Origin of the sequence: Sphingobacterium cavernae (assembly GCF_008520265.1) — a bacterium.
GTDB classification, from domain to species: Bacteria; Bacteroidota; Bacteroidia; order Sphingobacteriales; family Sphingobacteriaceae; genus Sphingobacterium; species Sphingobacterium cavernae.
This window is the reverse complement of sequence record NZ_VIQM01000030.1, coordinates 1-18,886: the sequence shown is the minus strand read 5'-3', so window position 1 is coordinate 18,886 and position 18,886 is coordinate 1. Positions and strand designations below refer to the sequence as shown.

The following is an 18,886-nucleotide window of genomic DNA, read 5'->3' as shown; positions in this document are numbered from 1 at the left end:
TCAAAAAGAAATGCACGAAGCACCATGCTGGAGGCTGTAAAGCTCTTACTGGAAATTCGTGCATTTTAACGTTGGTGAGAGTTGCAAAGATAATAAAAAAAAGACTATACATATGAAAAATTACACACAAGCACCATTGCCATTTCAGGGACAGAAAAGACGCTTTATAAGGGATTTAAAAGACATTTTAAAAGACTATCCTGAAGATGCGATTTATATAGATTTATTTGGAGGCAGCGGTCTACTAGCTCATACAGTTAGACAGATAAAACCAAATTCTAGAGTAGTTTATAATGATTTTGATAATTATTACAAAAGACTATTGCACATAAATCAAACTAATGCCTTAATTAGTAAAATTAGAAAGCTAGTTGATGCATTACCAAAAAATAAAAAGATTCCAGAAGACATTAAGTCAAAAATATTGCAGTTCATTCAAGAAGAGGATCATAAAGGTTATGTTGACTATATCACCTTGTCATCTTCATTGTTATTTTCGGCTAATTATGCAATTAACTATAATGATTTTGCAAAAGCGACATTTTACAATGTCGTCAAACAAAACGATTATAATGCTGATGATTATCTTCTTAATGTAGATAGAGTTCAACTGGACTATAAAAAGTTGTATGATATATATAAAAATAATATAAATGTAGTTTGGCTAATTGATCCTCCATACTTATCAACTGACAGTAGTTCTTATAATTCAAATGGATATTGGAAACTTCATGATTATTTGGATGTTTTGAAAGTATTAGAGAAGCATCCTTACGTTTATTTCACTTCTAATAAATCTAGTATAGTAGAATTATGCGAGTGGATTGCTACTAAAGTGCCTGATGCAAATCCTTTTGATGGTGCCTATTTAAAGACTGTCAATGTTCAAATGAATTATAATAGTACTTATACAGACATGATGTATTATAAGTATTCAAGCCGTACATAGAACTATTTTAAAGCCCTTTAAATTAGTTTTTAAAGGGCTTTAATATTTCTCAATACTTGATTGTATGCGTCCAATATTTCTTGAGCTAAATCCCGAAATCTTTCCTTTTCTTTGATGTTTTGCTCAAGTTTCTCAAGTCTTTTATACTTGTTATATAGGTGTAAAAATGGAAGTATTTTATCCTCATTCATCGCATGTAAAATTTGCCTAAAATTAAAATAAAAATAGCACAACTCGTTTTATAAAAATATTAGATATTTGGGTCTAGCCGTTTTGGCGATTTTAAATTCAAACTAACTATTTTATTGCATCGGAAAAATCGGAAATAGCAGAAATCTCAGAAATGTGTGCATTACAGCGTTTTGTAGCTGAATATATTTGCTTCAAGGAAATCAAGATACATCTATTGATCAGTAAGACATAAAGATATAAAATGGTTTTCAAACGGTAATTGCAAAGGTAATTATTTACGAAAAGGGAAGTATAAATGGTTCCCTTTGCACTTACTACTTCCCGCAAAATCAGAAGGCCTTCTGAATTACAAAGTCATAGTCGTGAGGAAACGACTGAGACTAGTTTTTGACCTTTAATTTTTAATACCATGAAAATGATTTTGTTCATAGCCTTACTATGGAGCACGGGACCAGTATGCAATTTACAAAATGAAAATAATGTAATTCTGACTGATAACAATGAAAATACAGGAGACAAGGGTGCTGTCAGACCTCCGATTCCACCAGTACCACCTATATTACCGATAGGGAATCCTATAATTAGCTAAAAAAATAAGGCAGGTAATTTTACCTGCCTTATTTTTTTTAGCTATATTGTTGATCCAAACATCTAAGAAATCTAGTGTTAAAATCAGTAATTATATTATTTGCCTTTATCCTTTTGATTACAGTTTCTTGTGGTGAGAATCCAACTAAATCAATTCGTAATTCTCCTCATAAAACTGAGATAAATACGAATTACACAAGAGCCAATACCTTACTTCAAGAAAATAAATTAGATAGTTCATTTCTTTATTTCGACTTGGCATCGGATGAATTTTTGGAAAAGGGGGATAGTCTTACTGCTGCTACATGTCTTATTCAGATGGCTATTACACTCTTTTTGGAGGGTGATTTTTACGGTTCACAAGAGACATCTATTGAAGCAGATAGGCTTATAAATAAGAGAAATAAGGACCATTATGCACTCTTGGCTTATAATTATAATAATTTGGGGAATGCAATATCGGGTTATGGTGATCATATTGAGGCAATTAAATATTATGATTTGGCAATTGAATTTGCAACTGATAGTTTGAATACCGCAACATATTCTAATAATAAGGCAGTCACCTTATCCTATGCGAAAAAATTTAAAGAGGCTTATGCAATTTTTGATACCATTGTAAGCTCAAATTTTTCTTCGAAGAATGAATATGCACGTGTACTATCCAATTATGCAAATACAAAATGGCACATAGATGCTACATATAACCCTACTCAAGATTTTCATAAAGCATTAAATATTCGTATTAAAGAGGATGATTTATACGGTATGAATGCGTCTTATGCACATTTGTATCAGTATTATTCAAATAAAAATCTAGACTCGGCTTTATTCTATGCGCAAAGAACATTTCAAATTGCTACAAAATTAAAAAGCGCAAAGGATAAGATTAATGCAGCAGAAAGGTTAGTACAATTAAGTAAAGCGGATTCGGCTAAGTATTATTTTGCTATTTATAAGAATTTAAGTGACAGTGTGCGGATTTCACGTCTCAAAGCGAGCAATCAATATGCGATGATTCGCTATGAAGCCGAAAAGAATAAGACAGAAAACTTTCAATTGCAAAAAGAAATATTGGATAAAGATATCAAAATGATAAGGCATAGATCTATTGCAATTAGTATAATTGCGATTTTCTTAATCAGTTTTGGATTTTTTATTTATCGATATAATAAACGTAGGCAGCAGCTTAAATTAGAAACTGAAGCCAAAATCAAAGAAAATCAACTAAAAACTTCGAAAAAAGTGCATGATGTAGTCGCAAATGGTATATATCGTGTCATGTCTGAGATTGAATATGGGGTACACCTCGATCGTAATGAGCTATTGGATAGGTTAGAATATATGTACGAAAAGTCAAGAGATATTTCTTACGATACAGATGATATGGAATCAAATAGGTCTTTTGAGAATGAGATAGCTAATCTGATAAAATCGTTTACACATGAAAAATTAAAATTATTTATCATAGGTAATGATGACGTACTTTGGAATAAAATTTCAAAAAATATTAAAGAAGAGTTATTATCAATCCTACAAGAGTTGCTTGTAAATATGCGAAAACACAGTGGTGCTAACGAGTTGATTATTAGGTTTGAATTGATTTCTGATAAACTGCATATTCACTACTCTGACAATGGTGTTGGTCTTTTAAATAATTTTAATAAAGGAAATGGATTGGTTAATACGGGAAACCGTATTGAAAAGTTAGGCGGTACGATTAACTTTGATTTAGAAAGGAAAAACGGAACGCAAATTAACGTGGAAATTCCTTTCTACTAAACTTTACAAGGTTGTATGTTTAAAAAAGTCTTAATTGCAGAAGATCACGAGGTCGCCAATATTTCAGTACAACGTACATTGAATGATTTGGGCGTGCAGGAAGCTAAATATGTATACTATTGTGATGATGCCTTAGCTTGGATTAGCAAAGCATTGCAAGATCAAGCCCCGTATGATGTACTTATAACTGATTTATCTTTTGAAGAAGATAACAATAAGCAACGTATTACAAGCGGAATCGATTTAATTCAAGCGGTAAAAGTGATACAACCAACAATCAAAATATTAGTTTTTTCTGGAGAGAACCGTCCAGTTATAATCAATAAATTATTTAATAATTATGGAATTGATGCTTATGTACGTAAAGCGAGACGTGACGCACAATATTTGAATGAAGCGTTAAAAGCATTAAGCAACGATAAAACGTATGCCTCGCAAGATATTAAACAAATTCTTAAAGAAAAAAATACATTTGAATTTAGTACAGTAGATATTCTAATTGTAAAATACCTTGCTGATGGTGTAAAACAAATGGATATCCCTCATTATTTAAAACAAATGAATGTAAAACCGTCTGGGCTAAGTAGTATAGAAAAACGCCTTAACACCATGCGTGAAGTACTCTCATTTACTAACAACGAACAGCTAGTAGCTTATTGTAAAGACAAAGGTTTTATATAGCTACTAAAAATTTTACTAATCCCTTATTAACTTAAATATCAATAAGAAAGTAGATCGAAAGGTCTACTTTTTTTATTTTATATAAATGTATTGTTTACGGGAAACCGTAAGGAAAGCTGTTGGTTGTAAAGTAGAAAGAAAAGGGGTTTGAGTTAGTAAAAAGTTATATGGAAAAATTGTAAGTTAAGGTATATTTGTACCCAAATGAAAAATATGCTGAGACTTAATTTACTGTTCATAACGACCTTGCTTACCTATTGCCAATCCCAGATTAATACTCATTCTACGATTTCATTTGATGAAAAATTCGAAGAGAAAATGTTTATAGATCCAACTATTTTTAAAGTTGATGGTTTTGTAGATGGCGATACATTTTGGGTGTTAAATGCAGATAGTCAGCGCGTAAAAATTCGCCTTATTGGTATTGACGCTCCAGAGAACAAAAATGTTTTTAATAAGAAGAAACATCCTTTTGGAGTCCACGCTAAAGCATATACAGATAGTATCTTAACCAAACATTCTTACCTGAAGTTATCATTTGATGTGGACTCAATCGATCGTTACGGCAGGACTTTAGCTTATGTATATTTAAATGATGGTACATTTCTCAATGAAGATCTAGTTAAAAATGGTTATGCTACCGTAATGACCATTAGTCCGAACGTTAAGCATGATAAATTATTTTACGAAGCTCAAGTCTTTGCTCGTAATCATAAATTAGGTATTTGGAAGGATTAGAATACAATATTAATCATTTGCTTTAATTCCATAATTTATCTAACTTTCTGAGACATATGGTTAAGGCATTAAAGAATATTCCATTAGAACTCCTGATATGGGTTACTGCGTTTATTATTCTTTATAACCTGAACTTAGAAGAGAATGACTCTACAATATGTCCAGTACATAATCTTGGATTCAAATGGTGTCCTGGTTGTGGATTAGGGAAGTCTATACATTTAGTTTTACATGGCGAATTTCGGAATTCCTTTGAGATGCATTGGCTTGGGATTCCTGTATGTATAGTCTTATTTTACCGAATTAATCAATTGATTAGATATAAACTTAAATATAAAAATGGCAACTAACCCTTTTATACACCTTGATGGGATTACCAATGAGGAATTGATGAATTTAAATCACATCACAGCAGGTCTCGACGAATCAAAACTCAGGACTTTTGTTCAAATCTATGCTACCAGAAGAAAGAAAGCACAAGATATCTTATTATTTACTTTATTAGGATTAGTCATTATTGCTGGGGTACAACGTTTTGTATTGGGACAGATTGCTATGGGAATACTTTACTTTTTTACTGGAGGATTTTGTCTTATTGGAACTATAGTGGATCTGATCAACCATAAATCCATGACTGAAGAATATAATCTTAAAATGGCTACGGAAGTTTTAGCTGTCGTGAGATAGGTATTTAATTGTTTTAACATTCATAAAACTCCAACGGCAATCCATCAGGATCGGCGAAGAAAAGAAATCTTTTTCTGGTGATTTCATCCGTGCGTATAGCTTCTGTGGGGATATTGTTTAGCTGTAGTTCATTGGCTGCTTGCTCGATATCCTTTACTTCAAATGCGAGGTGACGCAAACCTAAAGCTTCGGGATAGCTTGGACGTGTCACATAATCAGGAAAGGAAAAAAGCTCAATAATGTATTGACCATTTAGTGCTAAATCTAATTTATAGGAATTACGAGACGCTCGAAAGGTTTCTTTTAAGATTTCTAGTCCCAATATTTCGGTGTAGAAATATTTAGATTTTTCGTAATCACTTACTATAAGAGCGATATGGTGTACTTTATTGAGCTTCATATATCTTAGAATAATGTTCCATTTCCACCTTTTTTGGGGTCATCTGGTTTTTTAGGTATGGGTAGATTTGTACCGATAGCTTTATTTAATTTTTCAATAAAATGAGCCGCTAAAAGAGGAGATTCTACTTCCACATTTTGGTGTATGAAGAAATATAATTGTTTCAAACCAGCTTCTTTCCATATCACAATGGTATCAATCCATTCATCTAATCGCGTGTAATCCGAAGGGTGATTCGCGCCAACATAACGAACAAATGCAGTAGGGGTAGTCAATCGCATATGCATCATATCACGTCGACCTGCTGTATCCACCAAAACATTTGTTTTATTGGTCTCTTCTAATAATTTGTAGAATTTTTCTGCTACTTCTGGTTTAAACCATTCTTCATTGCGCACTTCAACTGCTAGCGGATAACCTTTTGGAAAATCTTTTAAAAACTTTTCAAGTCTATCAAAATCCTTTGGCTTAAAGTTATCAATCAGCTGAAGAAAAGCCATCCCGAATTTATCTTCAAATAAAGCTGTAGAATCGACAAATTCTTTGACTTTTTCGTTGGTATTGAGCAATCTCGAAAAATGGCTAATAGATTGTGGGATTTTTGGAAAAAACTTGAAATCTTTAGGCGTCTTATCTCGCCAAGTTTCCACTTGCTGTTTGCTTGGTGAATTATAGAAAGTAGCATTTAATTCGATTGAATTAAATTGCGTAGAATAATAAGCCAATTCATCTTTTGTGCCTCTCGGATAGAAACCCTTTAAATCGGTTTTATTCCATTTGGCACATCCTACATACACTTCCATAGGATTATTATCCTTATTTTCGTTTAATAATTGAATTGTCTCTGGAGGTGTTGGCGTAATTGTAAAATCTATGATCGATGGATCAGGTACTTGTCCGAATTTCATATCTCAAATATTTATCTAAATATAGGTTAAAGCTTTTTGATATTAAAAATCACATCGATATTCTTGTATTTTGCTCATCTTATTGCACTTTTTCTCATAGAAAAATTTTATTTGAGTTTTCGGAAACATTCTAATCGTTAAGCTAGTTATATTCCTAGATATTATTTATATTGATTGAAGTAAGACAATATCTATGTATAAAAGCAGTTTCATTAATTTTTTAAAGTACGAGAAGCGTTATTCAGCACATACCATTACGGCCTATGATACCGAAGTACAATCGTATTTAGATTTTTTGGAAGCTGAAAACATCTCATTTGCTGATGTTGATTACAAATTTTGTCGCTACTATTTTGCTTCAATGCGTGAGAATGGCAAAACAGCCTCCTCAGTTAATCGTGCTATTTCTGTTATTAAATCATATTACAAATACTTGCAACGTGAATCATTGTCACCAACAAACCCTGTTCATTTAATTAAAGCTCTGAAAGTTGGAAAGAAATTACCTGTAGTAGTTGAAAAGGAGAAAATGACATTATTATTGGAGCAGATGGAAGAAATGGATGATTCATTTGAGAATAATCGAGATTTCATCATTGTAGAACTGCTGTTCGGAACAGGTATTCGTCTGGCAGAATTATTAGAAATAAAAGAAAGAGATATTGATTTTTTTAATAAAAAAATCCTTATATTAGGTAAAAGGAACAAATTAAGGTTTGTTCCTATGTATTCTTCATTGATTCATGAACTTAAACTGTATTTAGACAAAAAAAGAGAAAGTAAATTACAAAATAATTCTGAGCATTTGATCGTTACTAAAGAAGGCAAGAAAGCGTATCCTAAACTAGTATATCGTGTAGTAAATAAATATCTAACTATGATAACATCGCAAAAAAAGAGAAGTCCTCATATACTTAGACACAGTTTTGCTACATCACTGCTAGATAATGGTGCTGATCTGAACGCGATCAAAGAATTATTAGGACATGCAGGATTGTCTGCGACGCAGATATATACACACAATTCTGTAGAGCGATTAAAAAACATTTATAAACAAGCACATCCAAAAGCTTAAAAAAAGGAGGAAAACATGAACGTAACTGTGCAATCAATTAAATTCGATGCGGATCAAAAATTGATCGATTTTATCAAAAGAAAAACTAGTAAACTAGAACAATTTTTGGATAATATTATCGAAGGGGTATGTTACTTACGACTAGAAAATGTAGAAGATGAAGCTAACAAAGTTGTGGAATTAAAATTTAATATTCCAGGATCTCAATTATTCGCTAAAGCTCAAGCGAAAAGCTTCGAAGAGGCAACCGATGTTGCCGTAGAATCCTTACGTAGACAGATAAATAAACATAAAACGAAGACACGTACAGCAGTAAGTAATCACAAAGAGCTTCTTTCAGAAGAAGAAGAGTTTTAGGATTATTTTCTTTTAAAATAGAAAAGGGATGTTGCGAAACATCCCTTTTTATTTGCTGAAAACATAAGTTAGTCTACTTAATCTAATATCTTCTGTGCTTGCCGGACAAAGATGCATACCTGCATTAAGACAAACTTTCTGCGAAGCTATATTTTCTTTATACATTCTAGCAATTACCTTTCGCGCATTTAGGAAATTAATACAGTATTTGATAAGCATCAAACATATTGCTGTTCCAAAACCTTTTCCCCAAAAACTATTATGAAGTATAAATCCAATTTCATATACATCTGCTTGTGTAGAACTAAAAATTGAGTCTTCTCCTATAAATTCATTTTCATGTGTTTTGACAACATGTATACCTATAGTATCATTCTGAAACTTTTTTATTTTAGCTTCAACAGATTGAATATTCCAAATTTGTGAAGAATTCGGAATAAATTTCATCACTAATAAATTAGTATATAAATCTCTTATTGAAATTAAATCTTCTTTTGTAGGAGGTGATATTTTAAACAAACTATTTTCAATAAACATCACATTCTAACCTAAGGCAACATCCAATGTCATCATCACAATAAAACCTCCAATAAATCCTATTGTTGCGAGATCAGAACTTTTATTTTGTTGCGACTCAGGGATAACTTCTTCAATAACAACAAAAATCATTGCACCCGCAGCAAAGGATAATGCATATGGTAGAATTGGAGAAAAGAAAGTGACGGCTAAAGCACCTACCACACCCGCAATTGGTTCGACAATTGCCGAAGCTTGTCCATAAAAGAAACTTTTACGTCTTGATAATCCCATTCTACGCAAGGGCATCGCAACAGCTATACCTTCTGGGAAGTTCTGTAATCCTATTCCTACAGCTAAGGCTACAGCACCAGCAATACTCGCTTCAGGAATTCCCGCGGCAACCCCTCCAAAAAGTACACCTACAGCCAACCCTTCGGGAATATTATGTAGGGTTATTGCAAGTATCATAAGTGTGGTTTTTTGCCATGGTGTTTTCACACCTTCCACTTTTTGGAAATTAACGTGCAAATGAGGTAAAACTTTATCAATACTGTATAAGAACGCCGCACCAAGAAGAAAACCTATTACTGATGGAATCACTTGCGTAAACCCCGTACCTTCACTCATATCTATGGCAGGAATTAGCAAACTCCAAACACTCGCTGCAACCATCACACCGCCTGTAAATCCAAGCATAGTGTCCATTATATTTTTATTGTAACCTTTGAAGAAGAAAACAAATGAAGATCCTAAGGCAGTAACAAGCCAAGTGAATAGCGTAGCATACAAAGCTGCGGTAATCGGATTAATGCTTTCTAAATAAGTTATAATTGAATCTAGCATTTATTTCGTTTTCAATATGTGTTTTACGAGCATAAAGATACAATTCAAGCTTAAAAAAATAAAAATGTTATAAATTTTATGGAGAATACGAAGGATTTAAATAGAAATCCTTCGTATTCTCGTTTGAAAGGGATTTCTATTTAGATTATTTTCCTAGTTAAGAACAAATTTTACTTCTTTGTCTGCCACCTTTAATTGGAATTCACCAGACTCTAAAATACGTTTTCCTTTTGAGTCGGGAAAAGATAAATCGCGCATAGGGTCTATTTCAAAAGTGAACGTATCTGTTTCTCCTGATTTTACTTCTTTTTTCTCAAAATATTTAAGTTCTTTAACTGGTCTTGAAATAGATGCATGTGGATCTCTGATAAACCAATGTACTGTTTCTAATCCATTGCGTAAACCTGAATTTTTTACAGTTACAGATGCGATCAGCTTGTCTGTTTTGTTTATGACATCTTTAGATAATTTAATGTCACTGTATTCATATTTCGTATAACTTAAGCCATGTGCAAATGGGTATAATGGACCTTGTTGAACATCTTGATACTGCCCCTGATATACGCGTGCAGATTGTCTATGATTATAGTAAATTGGGATTTGTCCAGTAGAATAGGGGAAAGTAATTGGTAATTTACCAGAAGGATTTATTCTACCTGAAATAATTCCCGCCAATGGAGCACTACCAGCAGTACCAGGTTGCCATACAGCAATAATACCATCTACAAATGGTTCGATACGGGCTAATTCGACGGGTCTTCCACTTGATAATACCAGCACAATTTTTTTTCCAGCAGTAGCCAAATGTTTCACTAAATCCTCTTGAATTCTAGGTAATGCAAGGTTAGAGCGTGAGGCGTTTTCTCCACTCCACCCTGATTTTTCACCTAAATACAAAACAACTACATCTGAACTGATTGCTGCTTGGTATGCCGCATCAAATTCTGATTTGTCATTACCTTCAAAATCACAACCACGAACGTATTCAAACTTAACTTTATCACCAAACTCTTTTAGAATACCATCATAGAATGGCGTAACATCTTTGGTCTTTCCAAATGCTCTCCAAGAACCCATTACATGATCATTATCTTTAGCAAATGGACCTATTAAGGCAATTTTTTTTGTATTCACTAACGGTAAAATTTGATTCTTATTCTTTAATAGAACCATAGTTTCTTCGGCATATTTTTCAACGGTCTTGATATCTTCTGGCAATAAGAATCTTTTTTCGTCAGGAAGAATATTAATAAATGGTTTTTCAAATAATCCTAATTCAAATTTTAATTTCACAATGCGACGTACTGCCTCATCAACTTGTGCAATAGTAATTTTCTTTTCTTTAATTAGGTCTTCCAAATGTCGGCCATACAAATTGTCTACATATCGACATCTGTTCCTGCCGCAAAAGCTTTATAAGCGGCTTCTTTATCATCTTTTGCAACTCCTTGACTTTTCAATTGGTCGATACCGTACCAGTCCGAAACAATTAATCCACTAAAACCGAGTTGTGTACGTAATACATCTTTTAACCAGTGCACGTTGGCCGTCAAAGGTATACCGTTAATATCATTAAATGAACTCATGACTGTAGCAGCTCCTGCATTGACAGTTGCAATGTAGGGTGGCATATATGTTTCCCAGATTGCTTGGTCTGAGATGTCTGTATATACATAATCGCGTCCACCTTCACTTCGACTGTAGCCTATATAATGTTTTAAACAAGCAGCTACATGAAGACTGTCGTAAGGTTGTGTTCCTTGATAATCTAAAATTGTTGCTACGCCGAATTGCGCATTTGTATAAGGGTCTTCACCATACCCTTCTGACACACGACCCCAACGAGGATCGTAAGCAACATCAATCATCGGTGAGAATGTCCATTCTATACCACCTAATCTTGATTCTTTCGCAGCAATCGCTGAAGCTTTTTTCGCTAATTCTAGATTCCACGAGGCTGCTTGACCAAGTGGAATAGGATAAATGGTTTTGTAACCATGGATAACATCGAAAGCGAATAAAATTGGAATACCTAATCTGGATTCTTGCACTGCTTTTTTCTGTATTTTATTTCTAAATACAGGATCTGAACTTGAAAAAATCAAAGAACCTATTTCTGGTGAGAGCTCGTTCACAGATTTTTCAATATTATTTGGGTTGTCGTTGTCTCCTTCGGTATACTGATTTAGTTGCATGATTTTCTCTTTGAGCGTCATACGTTTCAATAGATCATCTACACGTTTTTGAACAGGAGCTTTAGCATTTTTGTATAGTTCTTGTGCATTTACGTTATGAATAAATAAAAAAGACACAAACAAAAAGCATACTGGTTTTAGGTGATTTAATCTCATTAAATTACAAATGGTTAATTTATATTAAAATTATAGTTTATTTAACTCGCTAAAATAGGTTAATTTATTTTAAAAGAAAAATATTACACTTAAAATTTTGTTATTTTATATTTTTATGCTTGGTTTAAGTGACATATTAGTATTTGTATTTATATGGATGAAGATGGAAGAATCCCACCCATAAGTTGTGTGTTAAATTAAAATGATTATTTTGAGCCAGTATCTAGAATTAATAAAGCTGATCTTACTGGGTTTATTACCTCGTAGGGAATGACTTAAGGTTAAAGGAAATTACTCTAGATATGGCTAATTCAATGAAAACTATCGCAGGTAAATGTTTTCTAGGGGTGATACAAGTTACGAATCGTTTTCATGTGCAAAGATTAGCGATAGAAGCTTTTCAAGAAATCCATAAAAAACATATATCGGAAACTATAGACTTAGAAAATAATCAAATCAACTAATCTAAATTAAAGAGTAACCGCTTTAAACTAGAAGAGTTTAAAAATGGTGATACTCGAAAGCTATTACTTTTTTAAAGTAGATATTTACTTTAAAAATCACCTAATAATTAGATTGAAAGCCAAAAGGAAATAGGATGAATGTTTTTTAATGAATATCCAGATATAAAAATAGCCTATCGCTTAGTACAAAGATTAAGGAATATATTCAGCACTTTAAAATCAATCCATATTGCTCACACGAAGCTAGCGCATTGGTATAAAAATGTTTAATTGGCTGGATTTAAATCCTTCAAAACTATTGTCAATATAATATCAATTATTTAAAGATCTTTCTTAAATTACTTTATCAATAAGTCAACAAATGCTTCTGAGGAGTCTTTTAATGCGAAAATTAAATCGTTCAGAGCTCAGTTTAGAGGTGCAGAAGATACCAAATTTTTCTTATATTGATTAGTCAATATTTTTGCATAAACACAACTTATGAGGATGGTCTGTAAAGAATTCATCTTAATCTTAGTGATTTTATTTAACAATTTATTTGTTAAAAAAAAATCCTTCTCATTTGAGAAGGATTAGTACCCAGCGCCAAACAATTCTCGAACTACTTTATTGAGGATTTGGATAGAATAGAGAGCTTGCCGAAGAATTCAATCTAATAAGAAATAAAGCTTTACTTTAATTATTGACGAGGTTAATAAGTCAAGCAAAATAGTTTAAAGCACTTCAAAATTATCGGTAAATTCTAAATATTCATGACCTATGTTAATACCTATTTTGACATTTCCGTTTTTTTCGACACTATTAGGTACTATAAATTTAATTTCATTTTTATTGCGCTATATGATGTATTCAACGGTCGAGGAACCGAATTTTATGTTTATTGCATGATGAATCCCTTTACCTTTATGGTTATCAGTTGTCCGCGATAACCTTTCTTTGGAGAGAAATTTTCTATGGTATACCCTAAGTTCAAAATATCAAAATTAAGCGGAAAATATACAGTAGTATTTGCTTCATAGCCAATTCTCAATGTTTTGTTTACTTTGCCCAACGATAAATTCTCAGCGAAGAGCTCTCCTTTCATTGTGCATACAAATGATTGATAAAGGTGACTGTCATTGAATCCCACAAAATATTTTTCATCTTTGATGAAATTACCATTTAATATTATTCTTTCTCCAATATAATAATCAGTTTTATCGGCTTTGTCAACATTTAATTCCCTAACTTCTATTGTTCTAGGTGTTTGAATTTCATTTACTTCCGATTGATATCTATAAGGATAATTACCATCAGGAATATCTTTAACTTCAAATGTATAGGTATTAAAGTATTTAGAATAATTGTGCAGTTTATGCGAACCTAAAAAGTGACTTTCCGATTTAAAATATTCAAATTCATATCCAATAACTGTAAATTTAGTATTTGGATGTACGACTTTTCGATCAAACACAATTTGAGAAGCTTCCGGTAGTACAAATGTATGCACTTCTGGAAAAATAACTTGTTCGCGCCCATTTGAATAGCCTATTGTAAAGCTTCTTTCCTTAAAGTTTACGAAAAGTTTTTCACCCGGTTTATGCTCCAGTTTTCCCGAAGCTTTGATGCCTCTCCACTTTCTATAATGAGTTTCTTTCGCCCCTGACTTAATTGTTTGTGAAAATCGATTTTTTATTTTACCTTTATGGTAGACTTCCCTGTTTTTCAGACCAATTAAAAATGTTAAATTAGTTTGTTAAACATTATGAAGAAGAGCAAATTTTCAGAACATCAGATTGCCAATATTCTAAAGGAATATGAATCAGGTAAGTCGACACGCGGCATCTGTCGCAAGCATGGTATTACAGCCTCCACTTTCTATCAATGGAAGCAAAAGTATGGTGGTATGGATGCTCAGCATCTGAAAGAACTCAAGGCATTACAAGAAGAAAATAGCCGGTTGAAGCGGATGTTTGCCGATTTGAGTTTAGATCATCGTATTTTGAAAGACATGATTGAAAAAAAGCTTTAAGGCTCTGTGAACGTACAGAACTGGTAGAGGGGGCCATTGAAGCGGAAGGAATCAGTATTCATAGAGCTTGTAAAATTGTTTGTATGAGCCGTAGTATGTATTACTATGCCCATAAAAAAGATGACCAAATCATTATTGATAAACTTATGGATCTCTCCACAAAATATCCTACACGAGGATTTGAAACTTATTTTGGCAAGATCCGAATGGAAGGTCTTGTGTGGAATCGAAAAAGAGTACTTCGTGTATATCGGAATATTAATTTAAAGCTTCGAGTGAAGCGTAAACGACGTCTACCGGCAAGGATTAAAGAGAAGCTATTTGTTCCTGGGACAATTAATGATACATGGTCAATTGACTTCATGAGTGATTCTCTGGCGAATGGACGAAGATTTCGCGTCATTAATATTATCGATGATTATAATCGAGAATCGTTACTAAACGAAGCTTATTATTCTATTCCTGCCACAAGGTTGGTGCAAAAAATACAAGAAGTATTGTTACACAGAACAAAACCAAAGCGCATCAGAACAGATAATGGTCCAGAATTTATTGCTAAAGTTTTTAAAGATTTTTGTAATGATCACCAGATAGAAATACAGTATATCCAACCCAGAAAGCCTGCGCAAAATGCATATATTGAACGTTTCAACCGAACATTTAGAGAAGATTTTTTAGATGCTTATTTATTTGAATCCATTAATCAGGTCAATGCCGTGGCTTATGAGTGTCAAATTGATTATAACAGTAATCATCCACACAAAGCTCTAAATGGATTAAGTCCGTGGCTATACGCGAATGACGCTTTGGTGTCTTAATGCGTATTTTTACATTTATTCACTGTTTGAAAAAGGGTAAGGCTACAAAAGGGTAAGGCTACACAGAGGCATACGTCAATTTTAAGTGTTAATGTAAAATTAATCAAAAAAAATATCATATAACTTAAATATCCTAATGTGAAAAAAAATATCTTATTACTAACTTTCATCTTCTTTAAAGTTTTGTGTGGGCAAGATATGATACAAAAACCTATTACTATTGCTCCTACACCCGAGGCTTCAAAATTTATTAACTATTACATTACTCCTGCAGTATCAGCTACAGGTACAATGAATATAAAAATTCCAATCCACGAAATAATTATTGATGACATAAAATTGCCTATCGAACTTAATTACCATACAGGAGGAATCAAAGTCAACGATTTATCCGGTTCAGTAGGGTTAGGATGGTCTTTAAATGCTGGAGGAGGGATATATAGAAGTATTAATAATATGGCTGATGAAAAATATAGTGATAATCATCATACATATCTTTCCTCCATTTATAATTTAGAAGAACTTATTCCTGGTAATGGAAGTGTTTATACTTTTAATAATCAAGCTAAACTACAGTCTATATCTTCAGGTTCTTCTGATCTTAACCCAGATAATTATTCTTATAGTTTTTTAAACTTTTCAGGGGGTCTATACTTTGATAATAATAAAGTATTTAAGAATGATAATTCTGAAGCTTTAGATTTTTCATATAGCTCTAATAAATTAGAAAGTTTCACTGTTTATGATGATATAGGTTCAACATATCTTTTTAAAGAAAATGAATATTCAAGCAGTGCATTCAGCTCTACTAATAAAACTTCATGGAAATTGAATGAAATTAAAACTAATAAAAATAATAGAATTAAGTTTGAATACTCTAAATACAACTCAAGTTTTTTAAACGCTACGCATAGTTTTCTATATAGAATAAAGGTTTTACCTGAACAATCAAATGGAGCTGACGTTTGTTTAAATGATAAAGATAATTTCCAAAACGTATATTCTCAAATTAACAATGGAAATCTTTTAATTGATAAAATTCAATCGGATGATCAAACTATAATATTTAAATATTCTGATAATCTAAATGCAGTTGATTGGCGGAGGAAATTAGACTACATTGAAATATACAACAGAGACAATGAGTTGATCAAGAAAATAGAATTAAAATACAAAATTGCCAAGGGAGATAAAAGGCTTTTACTATACGAAGTAAACTTTAAATCAATAGATTCAAATCTAGAGTACAAATACCAATTACAATACAATGAGTTGGATAGTTCCCCGTTTACTAACACATTAAATAAAGACTTATTCAATTATTATAACTTTGCAAATAATACTACCCTTTTAAAATTAGAGCAGGGAAACTTAGGTGAAGCACTTGGCCATGTTAGTGTAAGCTATTACAATGCAAATAGAGAGCCAAATATCAATGGGGCAAAAGTTAATTCTTTGAACAAAATAACTTATCCAACAGGTGGAAGTATGAGTATTGATTACTCACTCAATGTTGAAAACAATAAGTACTCACCAGGCATACGCGTTAATAAAGTCGAATTAATAGATTCAGACAATACTTTACAAAAAACAACTAGTTTTATATATAAAAATTTATTTGGTAATATTAATCGTCATTCAGATGTTATTATTAATAATAATCCTGTAAATACATTACTATGGCAAAGTGTAAATTGTTTTAATTTTAATTCTGAAAATAGAATGCAAAATCAATTTCTTCCTTCAAACTTCTATTATAAAGAAATAATAATAAAAGAACAATATCAAGAGAAGGTCCAGACTACTATTGAACGTTATAGTGAACCAAATATAGATACTGAAACAGACGCCCTTAATGGTTACATATTAAAGCCTCAGTTAATAGAGAAAGAATATTATAATGGTAGTCTCGATTTAAATGATATTGTAAAAAGAGAAAAGTATGTCTATGAAACGATGTATATACCTTCTATTCCAATTTTTAAATACGAACTTTTAAGCCCTTATTATTCTAATGAGATCATTAATGGTAATATGGTAGCGTGTATTAACTTTTATCCAGGACTCATTAAGATGCAGTCGCAACGTCCAAAATGGTTTAGATTAAAGTATCAAGAAGAGGAATTATTAATAAAAAATACTTCTACAAATATTGTAACTAATAAAAAGTACTATTACAATAATCATTTTGGAAAGTATGTCTCCAAAAATGAATTTATTGACAGTAAAGGAGATACTACAATAAATTCTTTCAAATATAGTTGGGATTTAATTAACGAAAATCTTGATCCATCAGGAATTTATAGTGATATGTTTTTAAATCGATTTATTAAATATCCCATAATAAGTACTACTAGAAAAAATAGTTCGTTTCAAAGAGTTCAAAATGAATTTCTTAAGAATAATATATTTGGATGGTATAATATTTCAAAGATTGAACATTTTAAAAATAACCAGTTGGCATCAGAAGAATCCTTTATTAAGTATGATCATTATGGAAATAATGTAGTGTATAAAAATAATTACAATCCACAACAAATAACTATTTGGGGATATAGTGGTAAATATCCTGTGCTTATTATTAAAAATTCCTCGTATCAAGAATTAGTTTCTATTGTTGGTGAATTTGCAATTGATGAATTAAATAATTTGTCAAAAAGTTCTTATTTAATTGACGCCGAGATCGATAAACTAGCTAAGCTACTGAGATTTTCTTTGCCTCATGCAGAAATAACTAGTCTTACGTATAAACCTCTTTTGGGATTGTCTAGTAAAACGAATGCAAGAGGTGTTACTGAATACTACAAATATGATAGCTTTGGGAGATTATTTGCAATATTGGATTATGAAGGAAATATACTTAAAACATTTTGTTATAATTATAAAAATCAAATAATTGATTGTGAATCTGCTCATCCAATAATTACATACAGCAATGTTTCTAAAAGTCGTAGTTTTACAAAACAAGTTTGTCCTTCAGGATATCGTGGCAGTATTGTTAATTATACTGTAGCAGCAGGCAAATACAAATCTTTCATTTCTCAATACGATGCTGATGAAAAAGCTAATATGGATATAATAATTAATGGGCAAGCGTTTGCTAATATTAATGGGTCTTGTGTACAAGAAAACTGCAAAAAAGTAGAACTAATAGTACCTATTTCTCTTATAAATACCCTATATGTAAGGTATACTGATTGTAATACTTTGCAGAATAAAATTGAACCATTAAATTCATTTGAGCATGATTATACACCTGATCCCCAGGGAAGAATTACATTCTATTTATGTGTCGGAGGAACTAATAATTATATTGGTTTAAGAAATGGGTATAATGGTAATGATCAGTCATTTATTAATGTAAATGTTAATTGGATTGGTCCATGTAATTAAACTATAATATTATGAGAAAATTACTAACCTTAATACATTTTTTGAGTTTTTGTGTCTATAGTTATGCTCAAACTCCCACCACGTCACAGAACTATATCGTGGAGAAGACGTTCCGTCGGGAGTATAAAGC

The 18,886-nt window shown here is 31.9% G+C and carries 19 protein-coding genes and 1 pseudogene; 13 read left to right on the top strand and 7 right to left on the bottom strand.

The window, feature by feature from the left end; all coding sequences use genetic code 11:
- The first annotated feature begins 112 nt into the window (after positions 1–112).
- The 6 genes from FLS47_RS06055 to FLS47_RS06030 all read left to right on the top strand — a co-directional run bounded on the left by FLS47_RS06055 (position 113) and on the right by FLS47_RS06030 (position 5,617).
- Positions 113–949, top strand: a complete 837-nt coding sequence (locus FLS47_RS06055; RefSeq protein WP_149913486.1) for a DNA adenine methylase — start codon at positions 113–115, stop codon at positions 947–949.
- A gap of 855 nt (positions 950–1,804) precedes the next feature.
- Positions 1,805–3,511, top strand: coding sequence for an ATP-binding protein (locus FLS47_RS06050; RefSeq protein ID WP_149913485.1), 1,707 nt, complete (start codon positions 1,805–1,807; stop codon positions 3,509–3,511).
- 15 nt (positions 3,512–3,526) lie between these two features.
- On the top strand, positions 3,527–4,192 hold the full coding sequence (locus FLS47_RS06045) for a response regulator (protein WP_149913484.1): 666 nt from the start codon (positions 3,527–3,529) through the stop codon (positions 4,190–4,192).
- A 213-nt stretch (positions 4,193–4,405) separates the two neighbouring features.
- Positions 4,406–4,930 carry a thermonuclease family protein gene (locus tag FLS47_RS06040; RefSeq protein ID WP_223225153.1) on the top strand — a complete coding sequence of 175 codons (525 nt, stop codon included), beginning with the start codon at positions 4,406–4,408 and terminating at the stop codon, positions 4,928–4,930.
- 56 nt (positions 4,931–4,986) lie between these two features.
- A complete protein-coding gene (locus FLS47_RS06035; protein WP_149913483.1) occupies positions 4,987–5,280 on the top strand; it encodes a DUF2752 domain-containing protein in 294 nt (97 codons plus the stop codon).
- Positions 5,270–5,617, top strand: coding sequence for a TM2 domain-containing protein (locus FLS47_RS06030; protein ID WP_149913482.1), 348 nt, complete (start codon positions 5,270–5,272; stop codon positions 5,615–5,617). Before FLS47_RS06035 ends, FLS47_RS06030 begins: the two co-directional genes overlap by 11 nt.
- Before the next feature lie 13 nt (positions 5,618–5,630).
- On the opposite strand, the gene gloA2 is transcribed toward FLS47_RS06030, so the two are convergent.
- Together gloA2 and FLS47_RS06020 are read right to left on the bottom strand one after the other, a co-directional pair.
- Positions 5,631–6,017 carry an SMU1112c/YaeR family gloxylase I-like metalloprotein gene (gloA2, locus tag FLS47_RS06025; protein ID WP_149913481.1) on the bottom strand — a complete coding sequence of 129 codons (387 nt, stop codon included), beginning with the start codon at positions 6,015–6,017 and terminating at the stop codon, positions 5,631–5,633.
- Positions 6,018–6,022: 5 nt separating this feature from the next.
- Positions 6,023–6,925, bottom strand: coding sequence for a DUF72 domain-containing protein (locus tag FLS47_RS06020; protein WP_149913480.1), 903 nt, complete (start codon positions 6,923–6,925; stop codon positions 6,023–6,025).
- Positions 6,926–7,118: 193 nt separating this feature from the next.
- Between FLS47_RS06020 and FLS47_RS06015 the strand changes: the two genes are divergently transcribed.
- Positions 7,119–8,000, top strand: coding sequence for a tyrosine-type recombinase/integrase (locus FLS47_RS06015; protein ID WP_149913479.1), 882 nt, complete (start codon positions 7,119–7,121; stop codon positions 7,998–8,000).
- A 15-nt stretch (positions 8,001–8,015) separates the two neighbouring features.
- Positions 8,016–8,357 carry a ribosome hibernation-promoting factor, HPF/YfiA family gene (gene hpf, locus FLS47_RS06010; RefSeq protein WP_149913478.1) on the top strand — a complete coding sequence of 114 codons (342 nt, stop codon included), beginning with the start codon at positions 8,016–8,018 and terminating at the stop codon, positions 8,355–8,357.
- Between the two features lie 48 nt (positions 8,358–8,405).
- On the opposite strand, the gene FLS47_RS06005 is transcribed toward hpf, so the two are convergent.
- The 4 genes from FLS47_RS06005 to FLS47_RS18435 form a co-directional block, all read right to left on the bottom strand.
- On the bottom strand, positions 8,406–8,894 hold the full coding sequence (locus FLS47_RS06005) for a GNAT family N-acetyltransferase (RefSeq protein ID WP_149913477.1): 489 nt from the start codon (positions 8,892–8,894) through the stop codon (positions 8,406–8,408).
- Positions 8,895–8,900: 6 nt separating this feature from the next.
- Positions 8,901–9,719: a ZIP family metal transporter gene (locus FLS47_RS06000; protein WP_149913476.1), complete on the bottom strand. Its 819-nt coding sequence runs from the start codon at positions 9,717–9,719 to the stop codon at positions 8,901–8,903.
- A 153-nt stretch (positions 9,720–9,872) separates the two neighbouring features.
- On the bottom strand, positions 9,873–11,078 hold the full coding sequence (locus FLS47_RS18440; protein WP_223225152.1) for a glycoside hydrolase family 3 C-terminal domain-containing protein: 1,206 nt from the start codon (positions 11,076–11,078) through the stop codon (positions 9,873–9,875).
- Between the two features lie 20 nt (positions 11,079–11,098).
- Positions 11,099–12,031 carry a glycoside hydrolase family 3 protein gene (locus tag FLS47_RS18435; protein WP_223225151.1) on the bottom strand — a complete coding sequence of 311 codons (933 nt, stop codon included), beginning with the start codon at positions 12,029–12,031 and terminating at the stop codon, positions 11,099–11,101.
- Positions 12,032–12,360: 329 nt separating this feature from the next.
- On the opposite strand from FLS47_RS18435, the gene FLS47_RS05990 reads away from it, so the two are divergent.
- Both FLS47_RS05990 and FLS47_RS18965 read left to right on the top strand, forming a co-directional pair.
- Entirely contained in the window at positions 12,361–12,534 is a 174-nt protein-coding gene (locus FLS47_RS05990; RefSeq protein ID WP_223225158.1) for a transposase, read from the top strand.
- A gap of 342 nt (positions 12,535–12,876) precedes the next feature.
- Positions 12,877–12,984, top strand: a pseudogene (locus FLS47_RS18965) (ISAon1 family transposase); the annotation flags it as partial.
- Positions 12,985–13,411: 427 nt separating this feature from the next.
- Here FLS47_RS18965 and FLS47_RS05980 read toward each other — a convergent pair.
- Positions 13,412–14,023, bottom strand: coding sequence for a hypothetical protein (locus FLS47_RS05980; protein WP_149913474.1), 612 nt, complete (start codon positions 14,021–14,023; stop codon positions 13,412–13,414).
- 255 nt (positions 14,024–14,278) lie between these two features.
- On the opposite strand from FLS47_RS05980, the gene FLS47_RS05975 reads away from it, so the two are divergent.
- The 3 genes from FLS47_RS05975 (at position 14,279) to FLS47_RS05965 (ending at position 18,756) form a co-directional block, all read left to right on the top strand.
- The gene (locus FLS47_RS05975; RefSeq protein ID WP_149913473.1) at positions 14,279–14,545 is read left to right on the top strand and encodes a transposase; all 267 of its coding nucleotides are present in this window, start codon (positions 14,279–14,281) and stop codon (positions 14,543–14,545) included.
- Between the two features lie 20 nt (positions 14,546–14,565).
- Positions 14,566–15,363, top strand: coding sequence for an IS3 family transposase (locus FLS47_RS05970; RefSeq protein WP_317131681.1), 798 nt, complete (start codon positions 14,566–14,568; stop codon positions 15,361–15,363).
- A gap of 138 nt (positions 15,364–15,501) precedes the next feature.
- Complete coding sequence (locus FLS47_RS05965; protein WP_149913471.1) at positions 15,502–18,756, top strand: DUF5977 domain-containing protein; 3,255 nt, start codon at positions 15,502–15,504, stop codon at positions 18,754–18,756.
- The last annotated feature ends 130 nt before the right edge of the window (positions 18,757–18,886 follow it).

Bases quoted from the DNA above. Each gene is read 5' to 3' on its own strand.
- FLS47_RS06055 (WP_149913486.1), top strand. From the start codon at position 113: ATGAAAAATTACACACAAGCACCATTGCCATTTCAGGGACAGAAAAGA.
- FLS47_RS06045 (WP_149913484.1), top strand. From the start codon at position 3,527: ATGTTTAAAAAAGTCTTAATTGCAGAAGATCACGAGGTCGCCAATATT.
- FLS47_RS06040 (WP_223225153.1), top strand. From the start codon at position 4,406: ATGCTGAGACTTAATTTACTGTTCATAACGACCTTGCTTACCTATTGC.
- FLS47_RS06035 (WP_149913483.1), top strand. From the start codon at position 4,987: ATGGTTAAGGCATTAAAGAATATTCCATTAGAACTCCTGATATGGGTT.
- FLS47_RS06030 (WP_149913482.1), top strand. From the start codon at position 5,270: ATGGCAACTAACCCTTTTATACACCTTGATGGGATTACCAATGAGGAA.
- gloA2 (WP_149913481.1), bottom strand. From the start codon at position 6,017: ATGAAGCTCAATAAAGTACACCATATCGCTCTTATAGTAAGTGATTAC.
- FLS47_RS06020 (WP_149913480.1), bottom strand. From the start codon at position 6,925: ATGAAATTCGGACAAGTACCTGATCCATCGATCATAGATTTTACAATT.
- FLS47_RS06015 (WP_149913479.1), top strand. From the start codon at position 7,119: ATGTATAAAAGCAGTTTCATTAATTTTTTAAAGTACGAGAAGCGTTAT.
- hpf (WP_149913478.1), top strand. From the start codon at position 8,016: ATGAACGTAACTGTGCAATCAATTAAATTCGATGCGGATCAAAAATTG.
- FLS47_RS06005 (WP_149913477.1), bottom strand. From the start codon at position 8,894: ATGTTTATTGAAAATAGTTTGTTTAAAATATCACCTCCTACAAAAGAA.
- FLS47_RS06000 (WP_149913476.1), bottom strand. From the start codon at position 9,719: ATGCTAGATTCAATTATAACTTATTTAGAAAGCATTAATCCGATTACC.
- FLS47_RS05975 (WP_149913473.1), top strand. From the start codon at position 14,279: ATGAAGAAGAGCAAATTTTCAGAACATCAGATTGCCAATATTCTAAAG.